The organism is Sphingomonas sp. R86520, from assembly GCF_042466285.1.
Classification (GTDB): Bacteria; Pseudomonadota; Alphaproteobacteria; order Sphingomonadales; family Sphingomonadaceae; genus Sphingomonas.
In genome coordinates, this window is record NZ_JAXHBZ010000001.1 from 3098783 (window position 1) to 3122918 (window position 24136).

Consider the following 24136-nt stretch of genomic DNA (forward strand, 5'->3'; position numbering starts at 1 on the left):
TGCCCACGATGGCGATCGAAGCGGTTGGATACCGACAATGCTCAGGTATGGCGGCGTTCAACATGGTGTCTTGCGATCGGCTCCGACCGAACCGGTCGCGGCGAGCGCTTTGAATGCAGCCATCCGCGCGTACTTCTCGCAGGGAGTCAGGGCCACGTCCTTCGCTTCGGCCCGGAGTGCCTTGATCTCGCCGTGCCAGATCATCCGCATCAGGAAGTAGACCACGTCATCGTTCGCGGAGTGCGCACGAAGATGCTCGCGCATCTCGTCGGCGATGTCGGGCCCGGCGAAGCGCTGGACCGCCGCATAGTCCGCGAACGAGCGGCCGTGCGCCGGTTCGCTCATTTCGCGGCACACGTCGCGTAGAACGCGCCGTCGGGTTTCGGGCGGCAACTGCCTGGGATCGCCCCCTTCGAAGATGACTTCCGGTGCGACAGCGAGCGTACGGTCGAGGATGCGCTGGTCGAGCAGCACGAGCCAGGGAAGCAGCGGCCGGAACGCCGGTACGATGACCGGTACGCCGTATTGCTCCTTGAAGAAAAGCTGCTCTACCCGCCTGCGAGAGCCTTGCCCGTGCATCAGCCCGGCAAGCCATTCCGCCGCCAGATACTCGCGTACCGAACGATGGTGGAACCGGACGGCGCCGTAGATAGCTTCGTCGAAGACAGGTCGAGCGAGCAGCGCGATGCAGTCTGCTGGTGCCCAGCCCGTAAGGACGGACTCGACGCGCAGCCCCTCGCCAGCCTGCGCGCCGTCGGGAACGCGTATCAGCGGCTGCCTCATAAGGGTGGCGGCAGCGGCCAATAGACGGGCGCCTTCCCGCGCACGCTCAGGGGAAAGGGGTTGCGCTTCGGCCCTGTCCTGGTCGCGTTCCACGAGACGTCGATCGATGCTTGCACGCATGATGTCCAATCGGGATCCGATCCTGCCGCTCTGCCTCCAGAACCCGGTCAACTCCTCGAGGTCCTGCGGCCTTGCAGTGAACATGCCGGCATCCGCGCGTTCCACGGCGTCGAGGAACGCGCTGGCGTCGGCCACGCCTCGCGCTTGGAGGAAGGTCCGGATCTGACGCGGCGAAAGGTCATCTAGCGCGACCACGCGAAATGGCGGTCGCTCGACGACTTCGCGCGGCTCGGGAGCCGGTCCGGCGCTGGCCAGCCAGTCGCCATAGTCGCCGACGGGGTCCACCGGCGCAATCTTGGGAAAATAGGGAAACCGTCCAGCGCAGAACGTGAGGTCGGTCGCCGGCCGCCAGGCGTTAGCGCGGCTCGCTATGAACAGGTGGGTACGCTGCAATGCCGGTTCGATACGCCGCGCCACATGGCGCATCGCGCGTTCGAAATCCTTGGCGTCTCGCAACCGAGCCTCATCGACGGAGTCGAGGAAGAGCCATCCCTCGGAAGTGGACTTGATCCATGCGTCGAACTCCGGGGCGTCGCCGACCTCGAAGGCGTCGGCGAAATCGTCGACCACATGCTCGATGCGCATGAAGAACGCGGCCTGACCACCTTCGCGCAGTCTCAACGCCGCCTGCCGGATCTCTTCGGTCTTGCCTGCACCAGCTTCGGCGAGAAGGACGACACGATGCTCCGACTGCAGCTCTTTCCAACCGGTGGCACTGCCCCCGAACATCCGGTGCATCCCGACGTCATCGGAGCCCTCGGCTTCGGCCTTGAGATCGTGGAAGGTCCGGTCGAGAGGGATGAAGTCGGTGCGGGTTCGGATGACCATGGGGTGCTATAGCGCGACCGACGCTGGAAGGTCATGCGCCACGATCGTCCGCGTCCGTGCCGTCTCTCCTCCACCGTTGGCCCTGGCGCCCATTAGTCCAGCGCACGGCGCGGGGAGAGCTTCCGTTCCAGACTGCAGGCCTTCATCCCCGCTCGGACGAGCCGCTGAAGGCCGTGAGGTTTACGCGCAGCCAGTCCGCGACTGATACAGGCCCTTTGCCCGTCAGATCAAAGACCGTGCTCGTGGTTTCCGCCAACGCCGATTCCCGGAAGAGTCTGTCGAGACCGAGCAGGAGATCGGCGACCATGCCGTCCACACCGGACGCGGCCAGCGCATCGCGATGCTCCGACACCGTACGATGCTGATACGCGACCGCGCGGCCGAGAAGGCGCGACAGCTCGTCGGCGACCTCAGGCATGCTGACCGCAGCGGGGCCCGTGAGGTGATACGCCCGCTGGGAGTCGGCGAAGCGCGTCTCGAGCAGCGATGCGCGCGCGACATCGGCGACGTCCTGGACATCGACCAGGTTGACGCGCCCGTCGCCGGCGGCACCGCCCCACGAGCCGGAGGCGACCGGCGCCGCAGCCCGTGCGAGCACCGTCATGAACGATCCGGGTCGAAGGACCGTGTAGCCGATGTCACAGGTCGCAAGGTGGGCTTCTATCCTCATGTGCCAGTCGAAGGGGTGCAACTCGGTCGGAGGCCCCATCGCGGACAGCTTGACGATGTGCGTGACCCCGGCCGCCACCGCAGCGTCGATCAGCGCGATCTCGTTCGAGACCTGCCGATCGGAGGTGCCATGCGCGAGGAAAAAGCGGTCGGCCCCGCGCAATGCTTTGGCAAGAGTGGAGGGATCGTCGAAGTTTACGACAGCGACATCCGTCGTAGTGGTCCGCAATGAAGTCTGGTGACCTCGCGTCAGGGCGACAACGTCGACGGGATCTTCGGCGAGCCCTCTCAGAAGGGCTGCTCCGACCCGACCGGTTGCACCAGCCACGGCTATCCGCCGACGATTGTTTCCAGTGTGCATATCGATCGCCAATGTCCCGTTTGCGGTGCAAGTCGAAGTAGCAAGGCGATTGACGGGTTGGATCCCGCACGTCGGTATGGGCTCGGTGATCGAGCAGTAGCGCTCTAAAGGCCGAGCCCAAGACCATGTGATACGGACGAACGGCACCGTCCTCATGGAGCCGACGATTCGAAGCGGGCAAGCGGAGCAAAACGCGGCGCAGACTAGGTTCGGTACCATGCACCAAACCATCGAACCGTACCCGTTCGACCATTCCCGCCTACACTTGGGTCGCTTCAATCACGAGCAGCCGCGGGTTCGACGAAGCAACGGTTCGTTCGATCCGAAAGCGAAAGCCCGGCGGCGTGATGATCTCGGCCTGCCAATCGTAGGTGTTGTAAGTCGCCGAGCCCTTCACCGCGCCTGCCCACATCAATATCGGATCGATCGGATTGGCGAGCCGCACGCGTAGCATCACGCCCGTGGTTTCGGTTCCGTCGGCGACACGTGCGCGGTGCTGCTTATGGGCGAAGAACAACGGCACGAAGTCGGGGGAGATCGTACAGGCCCGCATGGTCGACCAGGTGCAGACCGTGCCGATCTCCAGGCACCGAGCGACGTCCGCGGAAGGCAATGCGAAACCCCGACAGACCATCGGTATCGTCATGCCGACAAGCGGGGTGAACGCCGATTCCAGTGTAGGCCAGCTCCGTTCGAAAGCTGCGACCTTCTCCACCGCCGCCTTCTCCCGTTCAGAGGGACTTCTGTCATCGACGTCGGCCGTGCGCGCCATCTTCGTGCGAACGCGAGCCAGTCCGTCTTCCAAAGCCCAGTAACGATCGCCTGACTGAAGGGCGACGTGCAACTCGACCATCTCCGTGTTGTCACGAGCCCAAAATCCGACTGCCTTCTGGACCTCGTCGGATCGCGATAGGGCATCGGCGTTCAACGCGGCCAGCAAGGACGACGGCAGGTTCGCAAGTTCGGTCCTGCATCGGCTTCGCAGATCCAGCTCGTCGAAGTCGGGAAACGCAGCGAGAAGATCGGGCAAACCGGCGGTCTTCGCGTCAATCACGCGTCACCGTCGCGCGAAACATCGTAGCTTCTCCCTTTTTTAGGTCTTCGGCCGCCATGCCGTCAGATTTCGGGCGACAACAGCGGTAGCGTAAACGCGAATATCGCGCCGCCCCCCGCCCGGTTTCGAGCCGTCAGATCACCGCCGAGGGCCTCGACGGCAGATCGGCAGATCTGAAGCCCCATCCCGATGCCGGTGGCCTTGGTCGTGTAGAACGGCTGGAACAGCTTCTCGAGGTCGTCCTCCGGAATGCCGGGCCCCGTGTCCGAAACCTCGACGCAGATGCCACTCTCCGCACGCGCTATGTCGAGCGATATCCTTCGCTCGCCCGGCATGTCCCGCATGGCGTCCGACGCGTTCGACACGAGGTTGACCAATATCTGCTGCAGATCGACCGGATCCCCCGGCACGGTGGGCAGGCCCTCGTCGCAGTTGATCTCGAGCGTAACGTCGGCGAGGCGCATCTCGCGCTCCAGCAGATCCCGGGTCTCGGCCGCCAGACTGCACAGGTCGACCGGCTGCTGGACCCGCCGCCCCGCGACGATGCTGTCACGTGTCCGCTTGACGATGCTCGCGACGCGCTGCGTCGTCTTCGTCAGACGCTCCAGACTGCGCGCCGCCGCGGCGATGTCGGGCGTTTCACGCTGGAGCCACCGGAGCGCAGTCTGCCCGTCCATCACCATCGAAGAGATCGGCTGGTTCAGCTCGTGCGCGATCGACGCCGAGAAGGCGCCGACCGTCGCGACGCGGTTGGCCCGCGCGAACTCCTCCTTGGCCGCCACCCTCAGTTCCTCGATCCGTTCCTGAGCCGTCAGATCGACGTGACTGGAGACATGCAGATCGTTCGCCAGCCGATTGACCGTGAAGTAGATGGGTATGCGTCGACCATCCTTGCCGAGCAGAACCGTCCGGCCATCGATGTGGTTGGTGCCGTAATACCCCATCTCGAGCTGTTGCAGCAGGACGTCCGGTCCGTCATCGGCATTCTGCGCCGGAGGATTGGCGACGAGTTCCGCGACGTCGCGGTATCCCATCATGCGAGCGAGCGCGTCGTTGACCCGCGTCGTCCGGATGGCCGCGAGGCACCGCTCGAAAGTGTCCGGGTTCTCCTTCATGTACGCCCGCAGGTCGGTGACGCCGGAAGCGCGGAGCTCTTCGAGCATCGGTCGCGTGCCGCTGAAATCCATCTCCGCGAAGGTGATGTTGCTCACGTCGAACAGACCGGAGTATCGCTCCTCGCGTTCCAGAAGCTCCGCCGCCCCCTCCCGCACGCGCTGCTCCAGGGTCTCCGTGAGGAGACGGACCTGTTCGCCGGCCAGCACCTCGTCGTGGACGTCCGTGGTTCCGCCGAAACGGCCGAGCAGCGTTCCATCTCCCGACGAGATCGGCAGCGCGTAGAGCGACATCCACCGGTAGGTCCCGTCCGCGTGACGCATGCGAAACCTGCTTCGCGCCTCGCTCTTGCCACTCCGCAGCACAACCGATCCGGCGAACGCCTGCTCGATGTCTTCCGGGTGAACGACGTCCCGCCAACCCTGCCGGCCGACGGCCTCGTCAACGGACTGCCCGGTCAGATCCGCATACCTTCGATTGAAGTAGTCCACCCGTCCGTCGGCATCGGCCCGCCATAGGATCTGGGGGACGGAATCCGTTATGTTCTGCAATTCGGCGCGGCTTTCCTCGAGCTCGGCGCGAACACGCTGGAGTTCCCGTCGGGCGAGCACATCCTCGTGGACGTCCGAGGTGCCGCCGTAATAGCGGAGGACCTCGCCATCCTCCGACCTGACGGGCCGACCTACGAGCGACACCCAGCGATACTCGCCGTTGGCGTACCGAAGCCGATAGTCGTGGCGGAGTTCGGCACCTACCGCGAAGGCGGCGCGGACCTTCTCGAGAAAGATCTCGCGGTCGTCGGGATGGACGTCCCGGATCCAATCCTGCCGCTCGATCGTCTCCCGGAAGTCACGCCCGATGATCTCCGTGTACCGCTTGTTGTAATAATCCACGTGCGCGTCGGGGGTGGCGCGCCAGAGGATCTGCGGAACGGAATCGGAGAAGTTCTGGAGTTCCGCACGACTGCGTTCGAGCTCGATCCGAAGCTCCGCCAGTTCCCGTTTGCTCTCGATCTCCTCATGGACGTCGGTGGCCCCTCCGAAGCGCTCCACCTCGCCGGTGATGGGCGACCGGACCGGCTGGTCGTAGAGGTGCATCCAACGGTAGTTGCCGTCCGCGTGCCGCAGTCGCGCATAGACGCTCGACGTCTCCTGGTTCGCCACGGCCTTCGCGACGGACTCCGCTGTGGAAGCTAGATCATTAGGGTGGATCGCCTCCATGTAGCGCTGCGCATCCAGGGACGAGCGGCGGTCCAGGCCGGTCACCTCCGTGACCCGCGCGTTGAAGTACTGGATCTCGCCCTGCGCGTTGGCCTTCCAGAGTATCTGTGGGACCGAGTTCGCGAAATACTCGACCTCGGCGCGACTGCTCTCGACATCGCGTCGCGCGAGTTCGAGCGTCTTGCGGCTCACGAGCAGGGCGCCGGTGACGTTGATGGCGACGCACGCGAACAGCAGGCGCAAGCCGCTGGCAAGCGTCGCCGCCGCACCGTGGACAAGCAACCAGGATACGACCGCGAGTACCGTGCAGATCACCGCCGCCCGCGTCACCTCGCGGCCGGATCCGACGCGGGCGATCAGCACGAGGACCGCCAGGTACAGGATCGAGACCGCGAACTCGAAGCTCGCTATGCTGTCGATCGCGAACACGAACGTCGCCAACAGGGTCGCCGCGACGAGCAGTACGGGCCTAGTCCAATTCTGCGGCATGCGCTTCGTCCCGAATGTCCCTGGTGGCGACGCGCCAGGCCTCGTTTCCCTCGCCGCCGACATGGCGGCCATCCCCTACCGACGTCCATATCGCGTCGGCACCGCTTCTTCTTCAAGTATTATACCTGAGGAGAGAGACCATGGACCACCATTCTTCTGCCCCGACCCGCTTCGTTGAAGCTGGCGGAACACGATATGCGTATCGCCGCTTCGGGAACGATACGGGACATCCCATCGTCCTGCTGCAACACTTCACCGGCGGCCTCGACCATTGGGATCCGCTGCTCACCGATGGCCTCGCCGCCGATCGCGACGTCATCCTCGTGGACAACGCCGGTGTCGGCGCTTCGACGGGGACGACGCCGACGACCATCGAGGAGATGGCGGTCTGCATCCTGGAATTCGTCGACGCGCTCGAGCTTGAAACGTTCGATCTCCTCGGGTTCTCGATGGGGGGCATGGTCGCCCAGGCGCTCGCCAAGACCAATCCAGCGAGGGTTCGGCGGCTCATCCTGGCGGGCACGAGTCCGCGCGGCGGGGACCCGACTCCGTACCAGGCGGAAGTGTCGCAGCGCGCCTCGGGCAGCGCATCGCTCGACGATTTCCTATGGTTGTTCTTCGGTCATTCCGAGGCCGGCAAGGATGCCGGCCGAGCGTTCTGGGAGCGCCGCCAGGCGCGTACGGAGGACCGGGATCCGCCAAGCGGGCGCGAGACGATCATGGCGCAGGTGGCGGCCGGGCGCGACTGGCTGCAGTCGCATGGGGAGCGCTTCGAGGACCTGAAGGCGATCACGATGCCGACGCTGGTCGTCAACGGAAGCAACGACGTGTTGCTGCCGACGATCAACTCGTATCATCTCGAACAGCACATCCCCAACGCCCAGCTCATCCTGTACCCGGATGCCGGGCACGCGGCCCACTTCCAGTATCCCGAACTGTTCCTCGCCCACGCCAAGCTGTTTCTCGAAGGCTGAGCAACACCCCACGGCGGATCTCGTTTCGGCGATCGGCCCCCAACACTTCAGAAACGGGACAGAAGAAACGCCCGGCTGCTCTAGCGGCCGGGCGTTTTCCCGTTTCACGCGGTCAACGGGCTGCGCGGACCAGAACGTCCTCGAGTTCACTGACCCGCGCGTTCCCGAGGTGCATCTTCGAAAGCTCGTCGAGGGCCGCCGTGCCCACCTTCTCCTCCGCATCCTTCCGGATGATGAGCGTCGCCTGGTCGGTTCCGCCGAGCAGCCCCTTCGGTTCGGCAAGGGCGCGGATCTCGTAACGCGCGTGCAGGTACTGCGGATGCCATAGGGGAATGACCACCCACCGCTTGTCGGCCACCGCCGCCTCGAACCGGTCGAAGCACTGAGCCTCCGTGCCGGTTTCGAAATGGTAGCCTGCCGCGGCGAGACCGTACTGCTCGACGATGGCCTTCGAGAATCGGCTGATCCCCGCCCCCGGATTGATGCCCTGGATCAGGCGATCCATGCGGTCCAGGGCATGCGGGCGCAGGAGATCGGAGACCGTGGCGACCACGGTCTCGGGCACGTAGCTCGGCACGCCCCAGATGCAGTAGGGCTCGTACAGGACGGTAATCTTGCGCACGTCCTCCTCGAAGGGCGCCAGATATCCGCCGTGGCTCGCCGGCAGCCAAGCCGACACGAGCATGTCGATCTCGCCGCGCCCCATGCGACGGAACATCTCCTCGTGCGGCGCGGCCGAGCGCTCGATGTCATGCCCGTGCCGCTTGAGCACCGCCTCGACTTCGAGGGCGCTCGCGTCGTGAAAGCCAAGATCGATGTGACCTACGCGGATTCTGCTCATTTCGGGATCTCCAGTTCGTACAGGGTGATCGGCCAGACAGTTCGGGACTTTCCGCCGTGGAAAAGGGCGACCCGATCCATCTGCGCAACCGGGAGGAACAAGCGGCCGTCGTCGGTCAGGAACGGAGCGTCGACCCAGTGCAGCGCAGGATCGCTCACCAGGATCTCGGTGTTTCCGTCCGGCCAGCGCCGCTTGACGCTGTCGGTCGCGAGTTCGGCGAAGTAGAGGCTGCCGTCGGCGCCCATCACCGTGCCGCCGACGGGGGGCAGGTCGACCCAGGGCTGGACCGCCGCCGCGAGCGCCGTCGGCGCGACGGCGGGATCGTTCAGAAGAGCCGTCGGCACACGGGACCACGGTCCTTCCAGGGGTCCGAACATCAGCCAGGCGCCGTCGGGGCTCACTTCGAGGGGATCGGAATGAACCTTGAGCGGGGAGCCATCGGGCGCTCGGACGATCTCGCCGCTGAGCACGATCGGTCGCCTATCGCGAGCGACCGTCGCAGGATGGCCGTCGAGCACCCGCCGGCCGCGTCCCGTCGACAGATCCAGCACGATCAGACCGGGATGCCCCGCGTCCGTCAGATAGGCGTGATTCCCGCTGAACCGGACGTCGTCGACGTAGCTGCCCTTCACCGCGAGGTCGGCGCCGAGAGGGAGCACGCGATCGACCCGACCGGTCGACAGGGCGATGCGGACTAGCTTCGCGCCGCCGGGCAGCGGGTCGCCGCCGAACTCGGGAGATCCCGTGTCCACGACCCACAACCCACCACGACCGTCCAGACGTATCGCGTTGATGTTCACGAACCCCGACGCCGGGTCGCGTCCGGGCTTCCACGCATTCCAGGCCGTATCGGGGTAGGCGTGCGGCGTGCGGTCCGGGCCGAGAAGCGCGAGCTGCGGACCGCTTCCGCCGGCCCAGCGCGGGCCGGCGAGGAAGATGCGCTTCCCGTCCACGGCCACAGCATTCCAGATCATCGAGCGGCTCTGCGCCACCCGGACCAGTTTGGGATGGGGGGTGGCGCTCCAGCCGGTGGAAGGCACCGCCGCCATCGTCGTTGCGGCTACTATCCCGAGGGCGATCGATCGTTTGGACATGGCGTTCTCCTGCCATCAATATGGCAGGCCGGCTCGGAATCCGGGATGGCCGCCTTGGTATGCCCGCCATGCGCTCATGCATGGGTCCATCGGCCGCTCCCCCTACCAATGGATGGGCGCGCCAGACCGGCGAACGCCTGTCCCGCCGGCGGGGCCCGCTGCACAATCAGGTCGACCGGGCCGGATGAAACACACGCCCCATCTGTGACGCTGCCTTCCCCTCCCCGGCAGCGGGCCGGCCCGGCACCCGACTGGAGAAAGGCGAATGATGACGACGTCAGAACCGATCCGCCCTCAGGGTCGCCTCCGTCTCTCGGTCGGCACCGCCGGTCTCCTCGTCACGCTCCTGGTCGCCTGGCTTCTCCATGCGTGACGCGGTCCCCTATCCCTCAAGCGTCGACCGGCTCCGCGGCGCCCGCGCCCTGCGCGGACCGGCGGATCGTCTGCGGCGGCTGCCCATACGTCCGCAGAAACGCCCGGCGCATGCGATCGCGATCGGTGAACCCCGTCTGCTGAGCGACCGCGTCGATGGAATGGTTGGTGTCCTCCATAAGCGCCCGGGCCGCCTCGACCCGGAGATGCTCGATCGCCTTGGCCGGCGACTGCCCGGTCTCCGACTGGAAGGCGCGACTGAACTGGCGCGGCGACAGATGGGCGACTTCGGCGAGATCCTCGACCGAAAGCCTGTTCGTGAGGTTTCGTCGCGCGAACGTCAGAACCGACTGCATGCGGTCGGACTTCGGTTCCAGCTCGAGCAACGTCGAGAACTGCGACTGCCCTCCGCTGCGGCGGTGGTAGACCACGAGCCGGCGCGCGATCTGCCGGGCTACCTCGATGCCCAGATCCTCCTCGACGAGCGCGAGGGCGAGATCGATCCCCGCGGTCATGCCGGCCGAGGTCCAGATGGGGCCATCCGCGATGAAGATGCGGTCCTCCTCGACGCGGATCCGCGGATAGCGCAGCGCCATGTCCCGCGCGTACATCCAATGGGTCGTGGCGCGTCGACCATCGAGCAGCCCCGCCTCCGCGAGCACCAGCGCGCCTATGCAGGGAGCGGCGATGCGCCGCGCGAACGCCGGGGCCCTTCTGACGAACGCAACCACCTCGGGGGTCGCGTCGTCCATGCTTCCGCCCACCACGAGGAGGTCCAGCGCCGCGCCGTCGAACCTCGTCGTCATCACCTCGAAGCCGACGGATGTCCGGACCGGACCGCCCTCTTCGGACAGCATCCGGACATCGTACAGCGGCTCTCCCGCATGGATGTTGGCCATTTCGAAGACGGTCGAGACCGCCAGGCTCATCGGCGAATAGCCGGGGTGGAGGATGAAGCCGACCTTGCGCATGCGAATTCCCGACGAATGTCCTTAAGCGACGCTTCTATGACATTTCGGACGTCTCGCATCAAGCCTATCTGCCAATCGACCGCGACGGGCGGCCCAACCGGAGAACTATGATGACGAACAAGGGAACGGCGCTCGTGACCGGCGCCTCCAGCGGGATCGGTGCCATCTACGCCGACCGTCTGGCGCGCCGTGGCCATGATCTGATCCTGGTCGCCCGGAACACCGAACGGCTGCAGTCCGTCGCGGCACGGATCACCGATGAGACCGGCCGTTCGGTCAACGTCGTGAGCGCCGATCTCGCGGACGGAGACGACCTCTTCAAGGTCGAACGGATCCTGCGGGACAACGCGGCGATCACGATGCTCGTGAACAATGCCGGCTTCGGTGGGGTCACCCCGCTGTTGCAGTCGGACGTGGATCGCATGGAGCTGATGGTCGACCTGAACGTGACGGCGCCGATGCGTCTCGCCTACGCGGCGGCGCCGGGCTTCGCCGAACGTGGTCGCGGCACCATCATCAACATCTCATCCATCGTCGCGATCGGACCCGAGATCCTGAACGGCGTCTACGGCGGCACGAAGGCCTTCGTACTCGCGTTCTCGCAGTCGCTTCAGCACGAACTCGCCGACAAGGGCGTGCGCGTCCAGGCCGTCCTGCCCGGCGGCACCGCGACCGAGTTCTGGGGCATCGCCGGCTACGGCGACTACGCCGACAGCCCGATGGTCATGCAGGCCGAGGACATGGTCGACGCGGCGCTCGCCGGACTCGATCTCGGCGAAGTCGTGACCATTCCGCCGCTGCAGGATGGCGCGCTGTGGGACGAGTACGAAGCGCAGCGTAGGCGCATCACGGCAGACCTCGCGCACGCGACGCCGGGTGCCCGCTACGTGGCTGCGGTCGCATGACGATCGAGCTCGAGGAGCGCACCATGCCGCTCGGCCTCCCCGACCCCGAGTTCGTGAGCATCGACGGTCGGTCCATCCGGATCGCACGCGGCGGAGCGGCGACGGGGTTGCCTATACTTCTGAGCAGTCCCTGGCCCGAAAGCATCTACGCCTTCCGGAACGTATGGCCTCAGCTGGAAGCCCTAGGGCCGCTGATCGCCGTCGACCTTCCAGGTTTCGGACGATCCGATGCGATCCCGGCCGATCTCACGCCGCAAGGCATGGGCGCCTTCTATGTCCGACTGCTCGACGAACTCGAAATCGAGCGTTGCCACCTGGTTGCCCCGGATGTGGGGACTGCGGCCTCCCTGTTCGCGGCGGCCATGGCTCCGGACCGCTTCGCGACGGTGACCGTGGGGAGTGGCGCCACGGACATGGCGCTCGTCGGTGATCAATTGCGCACGATCATCGAGGGGCCGCGCGAGGCGATCGATCCCGGCGACGACGCAGGCCCGGTCGTCGACGTCATCGAGGCGCTGATCGCCATCCAGCCACCCCAGGACGTGATGGAGGACTACCGCCTCTCGTCCGCCGACGGGCGGTACATGGAAGCGGCGGCCTACGTCCGTGCGTATCCGCAGGATCTTCCGCTGCTCCAGAGACTTCTGGGATCGATCGAGACGCCGGTCCTCGTCCTGTCCGGCCGCACCGATCCGCTGGTTCCGCCCTCGAACGGAGACCTGCTCGAGCACCTGCTTCCGCACTGTCGACACGAGGTGCTCGAAGCCGGCCACTTCGTCTGGGAGGACGCGGCCGACGACTACGCGCGGGCCGTGACGGACTGGATCCGAAGCCAAGGCCGCTTCGGCTGACACCGCTCAAACAATCAGTTCACTTCGAAAGGAAAATCCAATGCAACTCACCGACAACACGATCTTCATCACCGGCGCCACCTCCGGCATCGGACGCGCGCTCGCCGAAGCGTTCCACGCCAAGGGCAACCAGGTCATCATCTCCGGTCGTCGTCAGACGCTGATCGACGAGGTGATCGCGGCCAATCCGGGCATGGCGGGCATCCGCCTGGACATCACCGATCCCGCGAGCATCGACAGCGTCGCGAGCGAGCTGATCGCACGCTTTCCGAAACTGAACGTCCTCATCAACAATGCCGGGATCATGCCCTTCGACGACGCCTCGGGCCCGATCGACGATGCCGTCACGCAGGCGATCCTGACGACCAACCTGTTCGGTCCGATCCGCATGTCGTCCGCGCTGATCGAGCATCTCAAGAAGCAGCCGCGCAGCGTGATCCTCAACACGACATCGGTCGTCGCCTACGTGCCTCTCGCCACGAACGCCGTGTACTCGGCGAGCAAGGCCGCGCTGCACACCTTCACCATGTCGCAGCGCTTCATGCTGCGCGACACGTCGGTGCGAGTGCAGGAGATCGCGCCGCCGTGGGTGGACACCGATCTGATCGTCAAGAGCGGCGATCCGCGCGCGATGCAGCTCGACGCGTTCCTGGCCGAGACGATGGAGAAGCTCGCAGGCGACGACGAGGAGATCGTGGTCGACTCGATCAAGGAGGTCCGGGACAATCCCGGCGCCGGCGAGCACGCGCTCTTCAACAGCTTCAACACGTACATGATCGACAATCCGATCCCGACGGCGCTCGCCGCCTGACCCCGAGGGACGTGCGCTCTCCTCACCCGGGCGATCGCACGTCCTTCCAATCCGCCCGAGGTATCCATGCCGACCAAGACCACCATGGCTCAGCTGGCGAGGCTGACGGCGCTCATCGTCGGCGCGATCGCACTGTATTTCGCAGCGATGCCCGCTCTGCAGGACAGCTACATCGCGTCCATGCTTGCCGGTCTCGCCGTGGTGGTATTGGCGCCCCTGGTGCTCGAGCACGTCCCGTCCGACAGGCGTTCGCGTTCGCGTCGACGCCGTGACTAAGTTCGTCGCGGGCCCGGCCATGCACCGATGCATGGCCGACATGCGCGCACGGCCGTGGAGTCTCAAGCCACCCGGCGCCATCTTCGGCTGCACAGCAAGGAAGTCGAAATGACGAATGATCTCAGCAATGCGCGCGTTCTGGTGGTCGGTGGCAGCAGTGGCATCGGGTTGGCGACGGCCGCGGCGTTCAGCCGTGCCGGAGCGGCCGTGACGATCGGCTCCCGCAACGGATCGAAGCTCGAAGAGGCAGCAGACTCGATCGGCGTTCGCTCGGTCGTCCTGGACACGGGCAACAACCAGGCGATCGAGGACTTCTTCTCCGTCGAGCAACCGTTCGACCACATCGTCGTCTCTGCCGCGCAGACGAAGGGCGGCGCGGTCGGCACCCTGTCCCTCGAGGACGCCAAGGCCTCGATGGAGAGCAAGTTCTGGGGAGCGTACCGGATCGCGCGCGCCAGCCGCATCAGCGAAGGCGGCTCGCTCACGTTCGTATCCGGTTTCCTGTCCCATCGGCCGAGCGCGGCTTCGGTCCTTCAGGGCGCGATCAACGCCGCGATCGAAGCCCTCGCTCGCGGTCTGGCGCTGGAACGCGCGCCCGTGCGGGTCAACACCGTCTCTCCCGGGCTGATCGACACGCCGATCTACGGCGGAATGGCGGATGCGGACCGGGCCGCGATGTTCGAGCGCACCGCCACCCGGCTTCCGGTCGGGCGCGTCGGAAAGCCGGAGGACATAGCCTCCGCGATCCTGCTCCTCGCAACCAACCCTTTCGCCACCGGCTCGACCCTGACGGTCGACGGCGGCGGCTCCATCGCCTGAAGGGAACATGATCATGCGCCTACTCGCAGTCGCGCTGGCCATGGCGGCCATCACCTCACCGGCGATCGCCCAGACGCCCGGCGACGCCGCCGCGGTCGCTGCGACCCGCCCCGCGGAACTCATCGTCTCCGGCGACCTGTCGTCCCGGCAGCGTGCAGAGATCCTGAAGCCCGTGGACGCGTTCTACGGCTTCTGGGCGAACGGAAGCGCGGCGCTGCTCGACGCCGCGCTCGCACGGAACTTCGTCGACCACACTCTCCCACCCAACCGTCCGCAGGGCCCTGCCGGTCCAATGGCCGCGTCCAAGAGCTTCCTCGCCGCGGTTCCAGACCTGCGGGTCAAGGTCGTCCAGCGCCTCGTGGTCGGTGACCGGGTCGTATCCCACCTCCGGTTCTCCGGACACTTCACCGGACATCTCAGCGACAAGTCCGGTTCGGGTCAGCCCATCGACTTCATCGCCACGGACATCGTCCGCGTCCAGGCCGGCCGCATCACCGACAACTGGCATCTCGAGGACAACCTGACCTTCCTGCAGCAGGCCGGAGTGGTCGCACGGTGAGCCATCAAACCAAGGAATCAGCAATGCCAAGACGTTCCATGACCGCGCTGGCCCTCGCCGCCGCCGCACTGTCGGTGCCGATCGCCGCACAGCAGAAGACCGCTCCGGTGGAAGTCGTCGCCGATCTCAATGGCGCCATGCCGACCGGCGTCACGGTCGCCCCCAACGGCCGCATCTTCCTCAACTACCCGCAATGGGGCGACAATCCGCCGTTCGCGGTCGCCGAACTGAAGGGCGGCAAGCCGGTGGCCTATCCCGACGCCGCCAGCAACGATTCCGGACAGGGCGAGACGCGGGATCATTTCGTCAGCGTCCAGAGCGTCGTCGCGGACGGTGCCAACCGGCTGTGGGTGCTGGATACGGGGGCGCCCGGCTTCTCGGCCCCCGTGCCGGGCGGCGCGAAGCTCGTCGCCATCGATCTGGCCACCAACAGGGTCGTGAAGACCCTGGTTCTCGATCAGCCAGACGTCGTCCTGCAGACCACCTATCTGAACGATGTCCGCTTCGACCTGCGGCAAGGCGCCGAAGGCGTCGCGTACATCACGGACAGTTCGATCAAGGGTCCGGGCGGACTGATCGTCGTGGACATCGCCACCGGCAAGGCGGTACGCCGGCTGTCCGGTCACCCCTCGACCCTTCCCGATCCCGGCTTCACGCCCACGATCGAGGGACAGGTGCTGATGAACCGGCCTGCGGGCGGCACGCCCTCCCCCTGGCTGGTCGCCACCGATGGGATCGCGATCTCGCCGGACGGCACCACGCTCTACTACTGCGCCCTTTCCAGCCGTCACTTCTACAGCGTGCCCACCGCCCTCCTCCGCGATCCGGCGGCGACCGACGCGCAGATAGCCGCGGCGATCCGCGACCTCGGCCCCAAGGCGCCGTCGGACGGTCTGGCCGAAGACGCGAAGGGCAACGTGTACGCCGGCGACTACGAGCATGGGACCATCCGACGGTTCTCAGGCGGCAAATGGCAGACGATCGCGCAGGATCCGAAGATCCTATGGCCGGACACCCTGTCCGTCAGCAAGGACGGCTGGCTGTATTTCACCGCGAACCAGCTTCAGCGACAGGCCGGATTCCACGAGGGTCGCGACCTTCGCAAGCAACCCTATCAACTGCTGCGCGTCCGCATCGGCGCCGGCCCCGTCCTTTTGAAGTGAGGAAGACAATGACCGACACCGACCAGATCCAGGTGGTAGCCTATCTCGTGGCGAAGCCCGGCAAGGAGCAGGCCCTGACCGACGCGATCCTCGCGATCGTCCCCGAAGTCCGCAAGGAGGAAGGCTGCATCGCGTACGACCCGCATGTGATCCGCGGAACTCCGGGTACCGTGGTCATGTACGAGATCTGGGAAAACCAGGCCGCGCTCGACGCGCACGGCGATGCGCCCAACCTGAAGTCGCTTGCCGCCCGTTTCGATGAACTGCTTGGCGAACCGCTACGCGTCGAACGACTGCAACGCCTCGACTAGTCGATGAAGCCGTTTCCGACGGCGAAGGCCTGGCCTTCGGCCCTAAGCGCCGCATTCCCGCGGAGCTGACCGGTCAAGGCACGGGTGCATGACAATGGAAGCCGAGACGGCGACCATCGCCGTGGTTCCTAACCAGCGCGCCGAACGGCGCGCTGGTTCGACCCTTTCGTTATCGAACCAGACCATCCTCTGACAGGACCCGCATACATACCTCCGTCGGGGATGTTCGCGTGAGCCGGGTTTCCTAGTCTGTATCCGTGCCACACAATGCCCTCAAACCGACTGGGTCGGACGAATCAAGCGCGACGCAGTCCAGTCTCGCGCCGCGGAGTGCCACGGGCGTTCCGCCAGCCGAAAGCGAATGGAGCGACGCCTGGTATCGGGTGTTCATGCAAATTTCGGCGATCTCGTTCGTAGTCGTTGACGCCCGTCGGCGCGTGCGCCGCGCCAAGGAGCTCAGAGCGGCCGGCGTCACGAACCTCCTCGAGCATCTCAAGGAAAGCCCTGAGGATCTGGCGATCATCCGGAACGGCGCCGTGATCCTGGACCTCAACGATACCGCGGTGCGGGTGTTCGGCGGCACCGCGAAGGCGGAGTTCGTGGGACAGTCGACCGACCGCTTCTTCTCGCGCGACTGCACCGCGCTCGGGAACGTCTCCGATGCGTACGTCCAGGGCCAGAGGGAATTCCAGCAGCAGGCGAGCACCCTCCGGCTCGACGGGACACCGTTCGATTCCCTGTTCTGCGTCGTCTTGAACGTGCCGCGTGCCGAGGACGGCATCTGGTTGGCCGGCTTCATCGACATCACGGAGGAGCTTCGGCACCGAGCGGTCACCGAGGCTCTTCGTGACGAACTCGCGCACGTGTCGCGCATCTCGTTGCTAGGCGAACTCTCGGCGTCCATCGCTCACGAACTCGGCCAACCGCTGGGCGCGATCGGAATAACAGCGCGGACGGTGCTGAACATACTCGATCAGCCGGAACCGGACCTGCAGTCGATCCGGGGCGCCACGGAACGGATATCGCTTCAAGCCACTCGCGCCGGCGAGGTGATCCGGCGGGTCAGAGGAATGGCGGCACGACGTCCTGGCCGGACTTCGCTCGTCCCGATCGGTGAACTCCTGCGCGAAGCGGTTCGGTTCGTGCGTCATGAGCTCGAGCGCAACGCGATCGCGCTGTCCATCGGCATCGACGACGAGGATGCCCACGTCGCGGTCGACCGCATCCAAATCCAGCAGCTGCTCGTGAACCTCATCATGAACGCCATACAGGTCATGAGGGATCACGGCACCGAAGCGCCGGCGATATCCCTTAACGGAAGGCACGAGGGCGGAAGGCTGGTGCTCGACGTACGGGACACCGGCCCCGGCATTTCGGACGAGGACCTCCCCCTTGTCTTCAAGAGCTTCTTCACCTCGCGGTCCGATGGACTGGGCCTCGGCCTCAGCATCTGCAAGACCATCGTCGAGGCGCATGGGGGTACAATATCGGCGACGAACCGCACAGATCGTCCAGGGGCCGTCTTCGTCATCGAGATGCCGCTCCCGACGGGCGGTTGACGATTGACCGTGATGCCGCCGCCGGTGTCCGGCTAGATCGACGCCCACTCCTCCGCTCCGTCGTTTCGCTGGGGCCAGACAACGCCTTCGGCCGGGACCTCGTAGCTGCCCAGGCCGTCCATGATGTACGCGCGCAAGATTGGCGTCTCCTTCGCCGCCACCCGGATGACCGCGCATTCGCTCGTCCACTGTGCCATCAGGATCGGCATTCCCGCCCCCATGTCATCGTCGATCTCGGCACAGTTCAAGGAGTAGTTCGCGCCGGTGACGGCTAGGCCAGCAACGGCGAGGCTCGCGAGCAGGTTGCGCGCGGCCATCTGCTGCTTCACCAGCGTGACCGCCCCAGGTGACGTTCGCGCTGCACCGCTGGGACTGCAGAACGTCTCGAGTTCCTCGATCAGCTCGGCCGTGGCCAGATCGTCGATCTCGCCGAAACCGAAATCCAGGCGGTCCGCCACGGCGAGCAGCGATTCGAGCTGCCTACCGGTCGTGATGGAGGTCAATGGGACGTATGGCTGATGGTCGGGGGTGTCATTGTCGCCGGTCAGGTCCGAGGCGGTCAGATCGAACGCCGCGGCGAGAGACGCGATGGTCCCGGCCGCGGCTGGCAGACCGCGTTCGACGCGCTGGATGGTGGCGAGGCCAAGCCCAGCGATGCCGGCGAGATCCTCCTGGGTCATCGCGCGCGATGCGCGGAGCGCCTTCACTCTGTTCCCGATGGTCATTTCATAGCCGTCGCTGCCGTTCATGGGTCGCTCCTGGTTGATGCCACGATCCTGCAGGAGTTCGTAGCCATCAGACCACGTCATCGCCCCATCATCGAGCCTGCGCAGCACGTCAGCCGCCGTTCGAGTCAGCCCGCTCGACAACATGATTCTGGAGACGACCAGGCTGCCGATGGCGAAAGGTGGGATCGCAAAAGGCTTTCTGGATCAGGCCGTTCTCCCGCAGCCCCAGCAGGCGACTGGCGGCGGCACCATGAAGGGGCTTTCGCTGGCGGTCCCTTCCTATGTCTAAGCGCCCCCCCCTCGAAGACGTTAATGCCGCGGGGCGGCTGAACAGACGCCCCCGCCGGGCGACGGCAACGCGGTCGTGCGCTGGGGCCACGGGGCGCTTGCGTCATGCAGGGAAACTCGACGACCGCTATTTCGTGTTTCCCTGCACTGGGGGGAGCGATGATCGTCGATCCTTCCGATATTGCCTGCTCACGGCTGACGGGGGAAGACGCGCTCGGGCACACCGCGAAGAAAATCGCCGTCAGCCATCATTTCCAGGTGACGACCGCCGCCTGTAGGCAACTCCGGAGGTAGCCGATGCCAGTGTCCGTCGGAAAGGCATTGTGTACGTAGGTGCCGCCGTAGTGCTTGATGAGCGTCCGGATCGTCTTGGCGCCCTCCGCGCGGGATACGAGAAAGGGATGTATTGAGGGGCAGTCGCACTTGAGCCCGACGATCGCCCGGCCGACGCCCAGCGACAGATCGGCCTTGTGGAACTTGGCCTCGACATGCAGCCGTGTCCCCGAATGATGGGGATGGGTACCCTGTTGGCGCGAGAGCGTCGCGTGATGCTGATCGATGCCGAGCACGTCGAACTCGTGGAGGACGCCCGAGTTGCCCTTGACCCTTATGCCGATGTGCAGCTCGCCCTTGTCTATCACACCGGCCTTGAAGCGGGCAAAGGTGAAGGGGGTCGCACTCTTGAAGATCCCTGGACCCATCCTGAACTTGAACTCGTTGCTCGCGGCGCCGGCATTTAGAAACAGGACGGTCCATCCCGCGCCGCGTGCCGCTTGGACGGTCTCGGCCCAGAGATAGGCTTCGTAATAGTCGTCGAGTTTCGGATTGTCCTTCGGACTCGGCCAGAATTTCGCCGACGCGCCGAGCATTGCCTTCAAGGCGGTTTCGAGATCAGCTTTGGTAGCCATCGAGCATCCTTCTGACCTCCGCAATGATCGTGCTGGCATCGGAGGCGATGCCCATCCATTCCGCCAGCCCATCCGTGGTGATGGCCACGCCTCCGGCCGAAGATGCCGGTCGCCGGGCCACATCGGTCCGCGCGTTCGTGAACCGCAGGTCGGCGGGGTCTGGCACGAACTCGATCGAGCGGGCGTCAAGGACGCGCATGGTCTCAGCCATCATCTTGGGCGCGAGGACCAGGATCGCTTCATACTCCTCGATCACCCGCAGCAGCTCTCCACGCCCGTCGAGCACCGGGCCCTCCTCAGAGGGCGCGTCGCGAGACAGTCCCGCCGTGCCGAAGCCCGCCTCCCCCAACGCACCGCGCAGGGCGCGCAGCATCGACTCGATCTCCTCGTCGTCCAACCTTCATCCCCTCGTCGCCCGGAGCAGCTGTCTGTGGAGGACGAGCGATCGTCAAGCAGTCCACCGTTCCTCGACCAGCATCATCGCCGTCCTCCGTAGCGGGATACTGGCACCTTCACGACACCTACCATCGTACGGGGCGGCACCACACTGCGTGGAATGGCGGCACAGCGCGCACGGCGCGCAATACCGTCTCCAACAAAGGTGAAGGAGGACCGTCCGCCTTCGCCGAACCCGGAGACAAGACATGCGATTTGGTCGAGCAGCGAGCCTATTCCTCACGTCGGCGGCTGCGGCACTGGCGGTTGCCAGCGCTGCTGCCGCCCAGACTGCCCCATCGCCCCGCCTTCCCATCGAGCGAGGCTCCCCAAACCTGTCGCTGCGCGGCGAGACCATCGACGAGCTGATCGCGACATTCATCGCCAAGCACGAGCTGCCGGGATTGACCCTGGCCATCGTCCAGGCGCCTTACATTCCGCGCTCTTCCGGCTACGGCAAGACCAACCTCGATCTCGACGAGCTCGCTTCGACCAAGACGATGTGGAACATCGGTCCCATCACCCAGGCCTTCACTGCCGTCGCGGTCATGCAGCTGAAGGAGCAGGGCAAGCTCAACCTGTCGGGTCCGATATCGCGCCATGTCGACGGGCTTCCCGCGGCATGGGGTCGGGTCACGATCCTCCAGCTCATGCAGCATAGCTCGGGCATTCCCGACTACCGGGGCAAGCTCGACAACGCGAAGCGGTACGCCCCGCGGGACCTGATCGATCTCGTGCGCGGTGACCCGCTGCTGTTCAAGACCGGCACGCAGGTCCGCCTGAGCGCGACAGACGCGACGTTGCTCGCCCTCGCGATCGAGCACGCCAGCGGCATGCCCTACCGCGAATTCGTCCGCGTCAACCAGATCGAGCGCGAGGCCCTGGAGAGCACGATGTTCGCCGACGACTTCGCGAAATCCGCGAAGATCGACCGGCCGGCGTCGCATCCGGGGGACAATCAGCATTCGCGGTTCAAGTCCGAAGTACCGTTCATCAACCCGGTCGAGCCCGCGACCGGCTACCAGCTCGTCAACGGCCGCATGGTGGCGGTCGCGCCAGAGGCCTCCTCGAACCTCTTCGGCTTCGGCGACCTCTGGTCGTCCGCGGAGGACATCAGCAAGTGGGATATCGGCCTCGCCGGTTCGACCCTGATCAAGGAGGCGGCTGACCGCGACGTCGTCTACATGCCGACGAAGCTGGCCAACGGGACGGTCGTTCCCGCCATGATCGGCTGGGAGTTCACACATCACCCCGGCTTCATGGAGGTGAAGGGCGACTCCCCGGGCTTCAGCTCATACCTCAGCCGTTTCACAGAGTCCGACGAACTCGTCTGCGTCACGCTCCTGTCCAACAAGCAAGGCGTCGACCTCACGGTCCTCGCGCGCCAGATCGCCGCGGCCTATCGTGGCGAACTCGGTCCCGACATCGATCAGCGGCAGATCGTGGCGCAGGAGAGCAAGTACGGCCCGTCCGAGACCGTGGCACGGCTCAAGAGCGGGCTGGCGACCGCGAAGGTGCCGGTGTTCGCGACCTTCGATCACGCCGAGAACGCCCGCGGCGTCGGCGAGCAGCTCGGTGCCACGACCGTGGTCGTCTTCGGCAATCCGAAGGTCGGCACGAAGCTCATGCAGCAGGATCAGGCGATCGGTCTCGATCTCCCGTTGCGGATGCTCGTCTGGCAGGACGCGCGCGGCCGGACGTGGATCGGCTACCCGAACCTCGACGCCCTCGCCGGTCGGTATGGCTTGAAGGACGCCGGGACGATCAAGGCGATGACCGGCTTCATGGACGGGGCCGCGCGCAACGCCGCCAACGTCTACGCCTACTAGCAGGGAGCGAACCGATGCTCGATCTTCCCATCACCCGCCGCCGGACCTTCGGTCTCGCCGGAAGCGCGGCGCTTCTCGTGGCGGCACCACAGGCGCTCTGGGGTGCGACGCCGTCCGTCGGACCGAGCGGTCTGGCACCCGGTGCAAGCCTTCTGGCCGCACTTACCCGGGGTCTGGCCGCAGCCCCGCGCAGACGTCGTTTCACGTCCGTTCCCTTCATGATCGATCGCGACGACCTGTGGGACCACGAAGCGTCCGACCTTCTTCTCGCGTATCGCGGCGCGTTGACCCAGGTATGGGAGAACTCCGACATCGCGGCGCCGTGGCTCAACCTGATGCGCGAGGCGATGAACGGACAGAACTTCGCCCACGGCCACCCCGACTTCCTCGCAGTTTCGGCCACGCACGGCACGGCTCACCTCGCCCTGTTCAGTCAGGACATGTGGACGAAATACGGCCTCGCGGCGAACACGGGCGGCAAGTTCACCGAGAACACCCTGATCCGCGAGGCGCCCGGGGTCTCCCCCGGTGACGGCAGGCAGCGACTGGACGGCTTCTACGGGCCCGCGAACAACAACATCGTCACGCTCCAGCGCCGCGGCGCGGTCATCGTGGCCTGCCACGATTCGATCCACGCCATCGCGCGCGGCATCGTGGCCAAGGCAGGCGGAGACGCGGATGCGGTGGCGGCGGACCTGACGAACAACTTGATCCCCGGCGCAGTGCTCGTCCCGAGCGTCGTGGCCTATCTCGTCGAACTCCAGCACGCCGGATACACCTATGCAAAGGGGTCCTGACGACTTGCCTCTCGAAGGCTTCGCGGACCGCCTCGCCCGGAACCTGCCGGATCCAGGGGGCGTGCTGGAGCCGGGTAGGTGGCGCCCACTGCGCAGTCTGCTGTGGATGGCCGCCATGCTCGTGGTCCTGGTCGCGATCCTGTCGCTCCAGTCGGTCGTCCGCAGCGTCACGTCCGACGCGACGGCGATCCTCGCGATGGCCTTCGTCACCGTGGTTCTCGGATACGGCGCGTACGCGGCGCTCGTGCGGTGGGGGGAAAAGCGCGCGCCCGTCGAACTGCGCCTCGCGGCCCTTCCCGTCGAGCTCGCGATCGGCGTCGCCACGGGTGCCGCCATCATCGGCGCGACGATCGGGTTCCTCGCGCTTACCGGTGCATATTCGATCACGCCCGGCGTCTGGGGCGACAAACTGCACGACGTCCGCGAGACGCTCGGGACGGGGTTGCTCGAAGAGCTGTTGGCGCGACTGGTGATCTTCCGCCTGCTGGCGCGGGCATTCCGGGTCGATGTCGCGCTGGCCCTTTCCGCGGCACTGTTCGGCCTGGCCCATCTGGCCAATCCGGACGCGTCGACCGGTTCGGCCGTTGCCATCGCGATCGAGGCGGGCCTGACCTTCGCGGGCTTCTACCTCCTCACCGGACGCATATGGATGTCGGTCGGCGCGCACGCGGGCTGGAACTTCACGCTCGGCGCGATCTTCGGCGCCCGCGTCTCCGGGATGCCCGGCGAGGGCAGCCTGTTCACAAGCCTCCCCTCACCCGGCGCGCCGGTCTGGTTGACCGGCGGAGGCTTCGGACCTGAGGCGTCGCCGGTCGCGGTCATCATCGGTCTCGCGGTTTTCGTCGTCGTTCTGAGGCTGACGTTGGCGGGGAATGCCTGGTCGAGGTCGTCGCGACCGCCCTTGAGGAAGGGCAAACCCACCAAACGCGACGCCTGCTGACGCCATCACCACCGCGAAGACATGGAAGCGGGTGACCCTACGCAGGGGCACCCGGAAAGAATGCGATC

General features: G+C 65.9%; 24 protein-coding genes. 14 read left to right on the forward strand and 10 right to left on the reverse strand.

Annotated features, from left to right (window positions below):
* Window positions 1-57 precede the first annotated feature (57 nt).
* Window positions 58-1488: a hypothetical protein gene (locus SJY41_RS14165; RefSeq protein WP_380782732.1), complete on the reverse strand. Its 1431-nt coding sequence runs from the start codon at window positions 1486-1488 to the stop codon at window positions 58-60.
* On the opposite strand from SJY41_RS14165, the gene SJY41_RS14170 reads away from it, so the two are divergent.
* Window positions 1474-1743, forward strand: coding sequence for a hypothetical protein (locus SJY41_RS14170; protein ID WP_380782734.1), 270 nt, complete (start codon window positions 1474-1476; stop codon window positions 1741-1743). The two genes, SJY41_RS14165 and SJY41_RS14170, sit on opposite strands and share 15 nt — an antisense overlap.
* 130 nt (window positions 1744-1873) lie before the next feature.
* Here SJY41_RS14170 and SJY41_RS14175 read toward each other — a convergent pair whose 3' ends face one another.
* From SJY41_RS14175 to SJY41_RS14185, 3 genes are all read right to left on the reverse strand, one after another.
* Entirely contained in the window at window positions 1874-2773 is a 900-nt protein-coding gene (locus SJY41_RS14175) for an NmrA family NAD(P)-binding protein (RefSeq protein ID WP_380782736.1), read from the reverse strand.
* A gap of 247 nt (window positions 2774-3020) precedes the next feature.
* Window positions 3021-3533, reverse strand: coding sequence for a hypothetical protein (locus SJY41_RS14180; protein ID WP_380782738.1), 513 nt, complete (start codon window positions 3531-3533; stop codon window positions 3021-3023).
* Window positions 3534-3877: 344 nt separating this feature from the next.
* On the reverse strand, window positions 3878-6637 hold the full coding sequence (locus SJY41_RS14185; protein WP_380782740.1) for a PAS domain-containing protein: 2760 nt from the start codon (window positions 6635-6637) through the stop codon (window positions 3878-3880).
* A gap of 140 nt (window positions 6638-6777) precedes the next feature.
* On the opposite strand from SJY41_RS14185, the gene SJY41_RS14190 reads away from it, so the two are divergent.
* Window positions 6778-7611, forward strand: a complete 834-nt coding sequence (locus SJY41_RS14190) for an alpha/beta fold hydrolase (RefSeq protein WP_380782742.1) — start codon at window positions 6778-6780, stop codon at window positions 7609-7611.
* A 112-nt stretch (window positions 7612-7723) separates the two neighbouring features.
* Here the strand turns inward: SJY41_RS14190 and SJY41_RS14195 are convergent, their stop codons facing one another.
* The 3 genes from SJY41_RS14195 to SJY41_RS14205 form a co-directional block, all read right to left on the reverse strand.
* Entirely contained in the window at window positions 7724-8452 is a 729-nt protein-coding gene (locus SJY41_RS14195; RefSeq protein WP_380782743.1) for a glycine betaine ABC transporter substrate-binding protein, read from the reverse strand.
* Window positions 8449-9546 carry an L-dopachrome tautomerase-related protein gene (locus tag SJY41_RS14200; RefSeq protein WP_380782746.1) on the reverse strand — a complete coding sequence of 366 codons (1098 nt, stop codon included), beginning with the start codon at window positions 9544-9546 and terminating at the stop codon, window positions 8449-8451. The genes SJY41_RS14195 and SJY41_RS14200 overlap by 4 nt, the downstream gene beginning before the upstream one ends.
* A 389-nt stretch (window positions 9547-9935) precedes the next feature.
* Window positions 9936-10889: a GlxA family transcriptional regulator gene (locus SJY41_RS14205; protein ID WP_380782748.1), complete on the reverse strand. Its 954-nt coding sequence runs from the start codon at window positions 10887-10889 to the stop codon at window positions 9936-9938.
* Between the two features lie 110 nt (window positions 10890-10999).
* Here SJY41_RS14205 and SJY41_RS14210 point away from each other — a divergent pair, with 110 nt between their 5' ends.
* The 9 genes from SJY41_RS14210 to SJY41_RS14250 all read left to right on the forward strand — a co-directional run bounded on the left by SJY41_RS14210 (window position 11000) and on the right by SJY41_RS14250 (window position 18143).
* Window positions 11000-11794 (forward strand): SDR family NAD(P)-dependent oxidoreductase, encoded by a 795-nt coding sequence (locus SJY41_RS14210; protein WP_380782750.1) that lies wholly within the window; start codon window positions 11000-11002, stop codon window positions 11792-11794.
* On the forward strand, window positions 11791-12645 hold the full coding sequence (locus SJY41_RS14215) for an alpha/beta fold hydrolase (RefSeq protein WP_380782752.1): 855 nt from the start codon (window positions 11791-11793) through the stop codon (window positions 12643-12645). Before SJY41_RS14210 ends, SJY41_RS14215 begins: the two co-directional genes overlap by 4 nt.
* A gap of 40 nt (window positions 12646-12685) precedes the next feature.
* The gene (locus SJY41_RS14220) at window positions 12686-13456 is read left to right on the forward strand and encodes an SDR family oxidoreductase (RefSeq protein WP_380782754.1); all 771 of its coding nucleotides are present in this window, start codon (window positions 12686-12688) and stop codon (window positions 13454-13456) included.
* A 66-nt stretch (window positions 13457-13522) separates the two neighbouring features.
* Window positions 13523-13732, forward strand: coding sequence for a hypothetical protein (locus tag SJY41_RS14225; RefSeq protein WP_380782756.1), 210 nt, complete (start codon window positions 13523-13525; stop codon window positions 13730-13732).
* 27 nt (window positions 13733-13759) lie between these two features.
* Window positions 13760-14551 carry an SDR family oxidoreductase gene (locus SJY41_RS14230; RefSeq protein WP_380782758.1) on the forward strand — a complete coding sequence of 264 codons (792 nt, stop codon included), beginning with the start codon at window positions 13760-13762 and terminating at the stop codon, window positions 14549-14551.
* A 13-nt stretch (window positions 14552-14564) separates the two neighbouring features.
* Window positions 14565-15110, forward strand: a complete 546-nt coding sequence (locus SJY41_RS14235) for an ester cyclase (RefSeq protein WP_380782760.1) — start codon at window positions 14565-14567, stop codon at window positions 15108-15110.
* Window positions 15111-15133: 23 nt separating this feature from the next.
* Window positions 15134-16273, forward strand: a complete 1140-nt coding sequence (locus tag SJY41_RS14240) for an L-dopachrome tautomerase-related protein (RefSeq protein WP_380782762.1) — start codon at window positions 15134-15136, stop codon at window positions 16271-16273.
* Between the two features lie 8 nt (window positions 16274-16281).
* Window positions 16282-16584 carry a putative quinol monooxygenase gene (locus SJY41_RS14245; RefSeq protein ID WP_380782764.1) on the forward strand — a complete coding sequence of 101 codons (303 nt, stop codon included), beginning with the start codon at window positions 16282-16284 and terminating at the stop codon, window positions 16582-16584.
* Between the two features lie 437 nt (window positions 16585-17021).
* Window positions 17022-18143: a sensor histidine kinase gene (locus SJY41_RS14250; RefSeq protein WP_380782766.1), complete on the forward strand. Its 1122-nt coding sequence runs from the start codon at window positions 17022-17024 to the stop codon at window positions 18141-18143.
* A gap of 32 nt (window positions 18144-18175) precedes the next feature.
* Here SJY41_RS14250 and SJY41_RS14255 read toward each other — a convergent pair whose 3' ends face one another.
* The 3 genes from SJY41_RS14255 to SJY41_RS14265 all read right to left on the reverse strand — a co-directional run bounded on the left by SJY41_RS14255 (window position 18176) and on the right by SJY41_RS14265 (window position 20464).
* Window positions 18176-18979, reverse strand: a complete 804-nt coding sequence (locus tag SJY41_RS14255; protein ID WP_380782768.1) for a helix-turn-helix domain-containing protein — start codon at window positions 18977-18979, stop codon at window positions 18176-18178.
* 428 nt (window positions 18980-19407) lie between these two features.
* Complete coding sequence (locus SJY41_RS14260; RefSeq protein WP_380782770.1) at window positions 19408-20067, reverse strand: hypothetical protein; 660 nt, start codon at window positions 20065-20067, stop codon at window positions 19408-19410.
* The gene (locus SJY41_RS14265; RefSeq protein WP_380782772.1) at window positions 20051-20464 is read right to left on the reverse strand and encodes a hypothetical protein; all 414 of its coding nucleotides are present in this window, start codon (window positions 20462-20464) and stop codon (window positions 20051-20053) included. Before SJY41_RS14265 ends, SJY41_RS14260 begins: the two co-directional genes overlap by 17 nt.
* Window positions 20465-20711: 247 nt before the next feature.
* On the opposite strand from SJY41_RS14265, the gene SJY41_RS14270 reads away from it, so the two are divergent.
* From SJY41_RS14270 to SJY41_RS14280, 3 genes are read left to right on the forward strand one after another with little or no spacing between them, the layout of a single operon-like run.
* Window positions 20712-22331: a serine hydrolase gene (locus SJY41_RS14270; protein WP_380782773.1), complete on the forward strand. Its 1620-nt coding sequence runs from the start codon at window positions 20712-20714 to the stop codon at window positions 22329-22331.
* 14 nt (window positions 22332-22345) lie between these two features.
* The gene (locus SJY41_RS14275) at window positions 22346-23128 is read left to right on the forward strand and encodes a hypothetical protein (protein ID WP_380782776.1); all 783 of its coding nucleotides are present in this window, start codon (window positions 22346-22348) and stop codon (window positions 23126-23128) included.
* On the forward strand, window positions 23112-24068 hold the full coding sequence (locus SJY41_RS14280) for a CPBP family intramembrane glutamic endopeptidase (RefSeq protein WP_380782779.1): 957 nt from the start codon (window positions 23112-23114) through the stop codon (window positions 24066-24068). Before SJY41_RS14275 ends, SJY41_RS14280 begins: the two co-directional genes overlap by 17 nt.
* Window positions 24069-24136 lie beyond the last annotated feature (68 nt).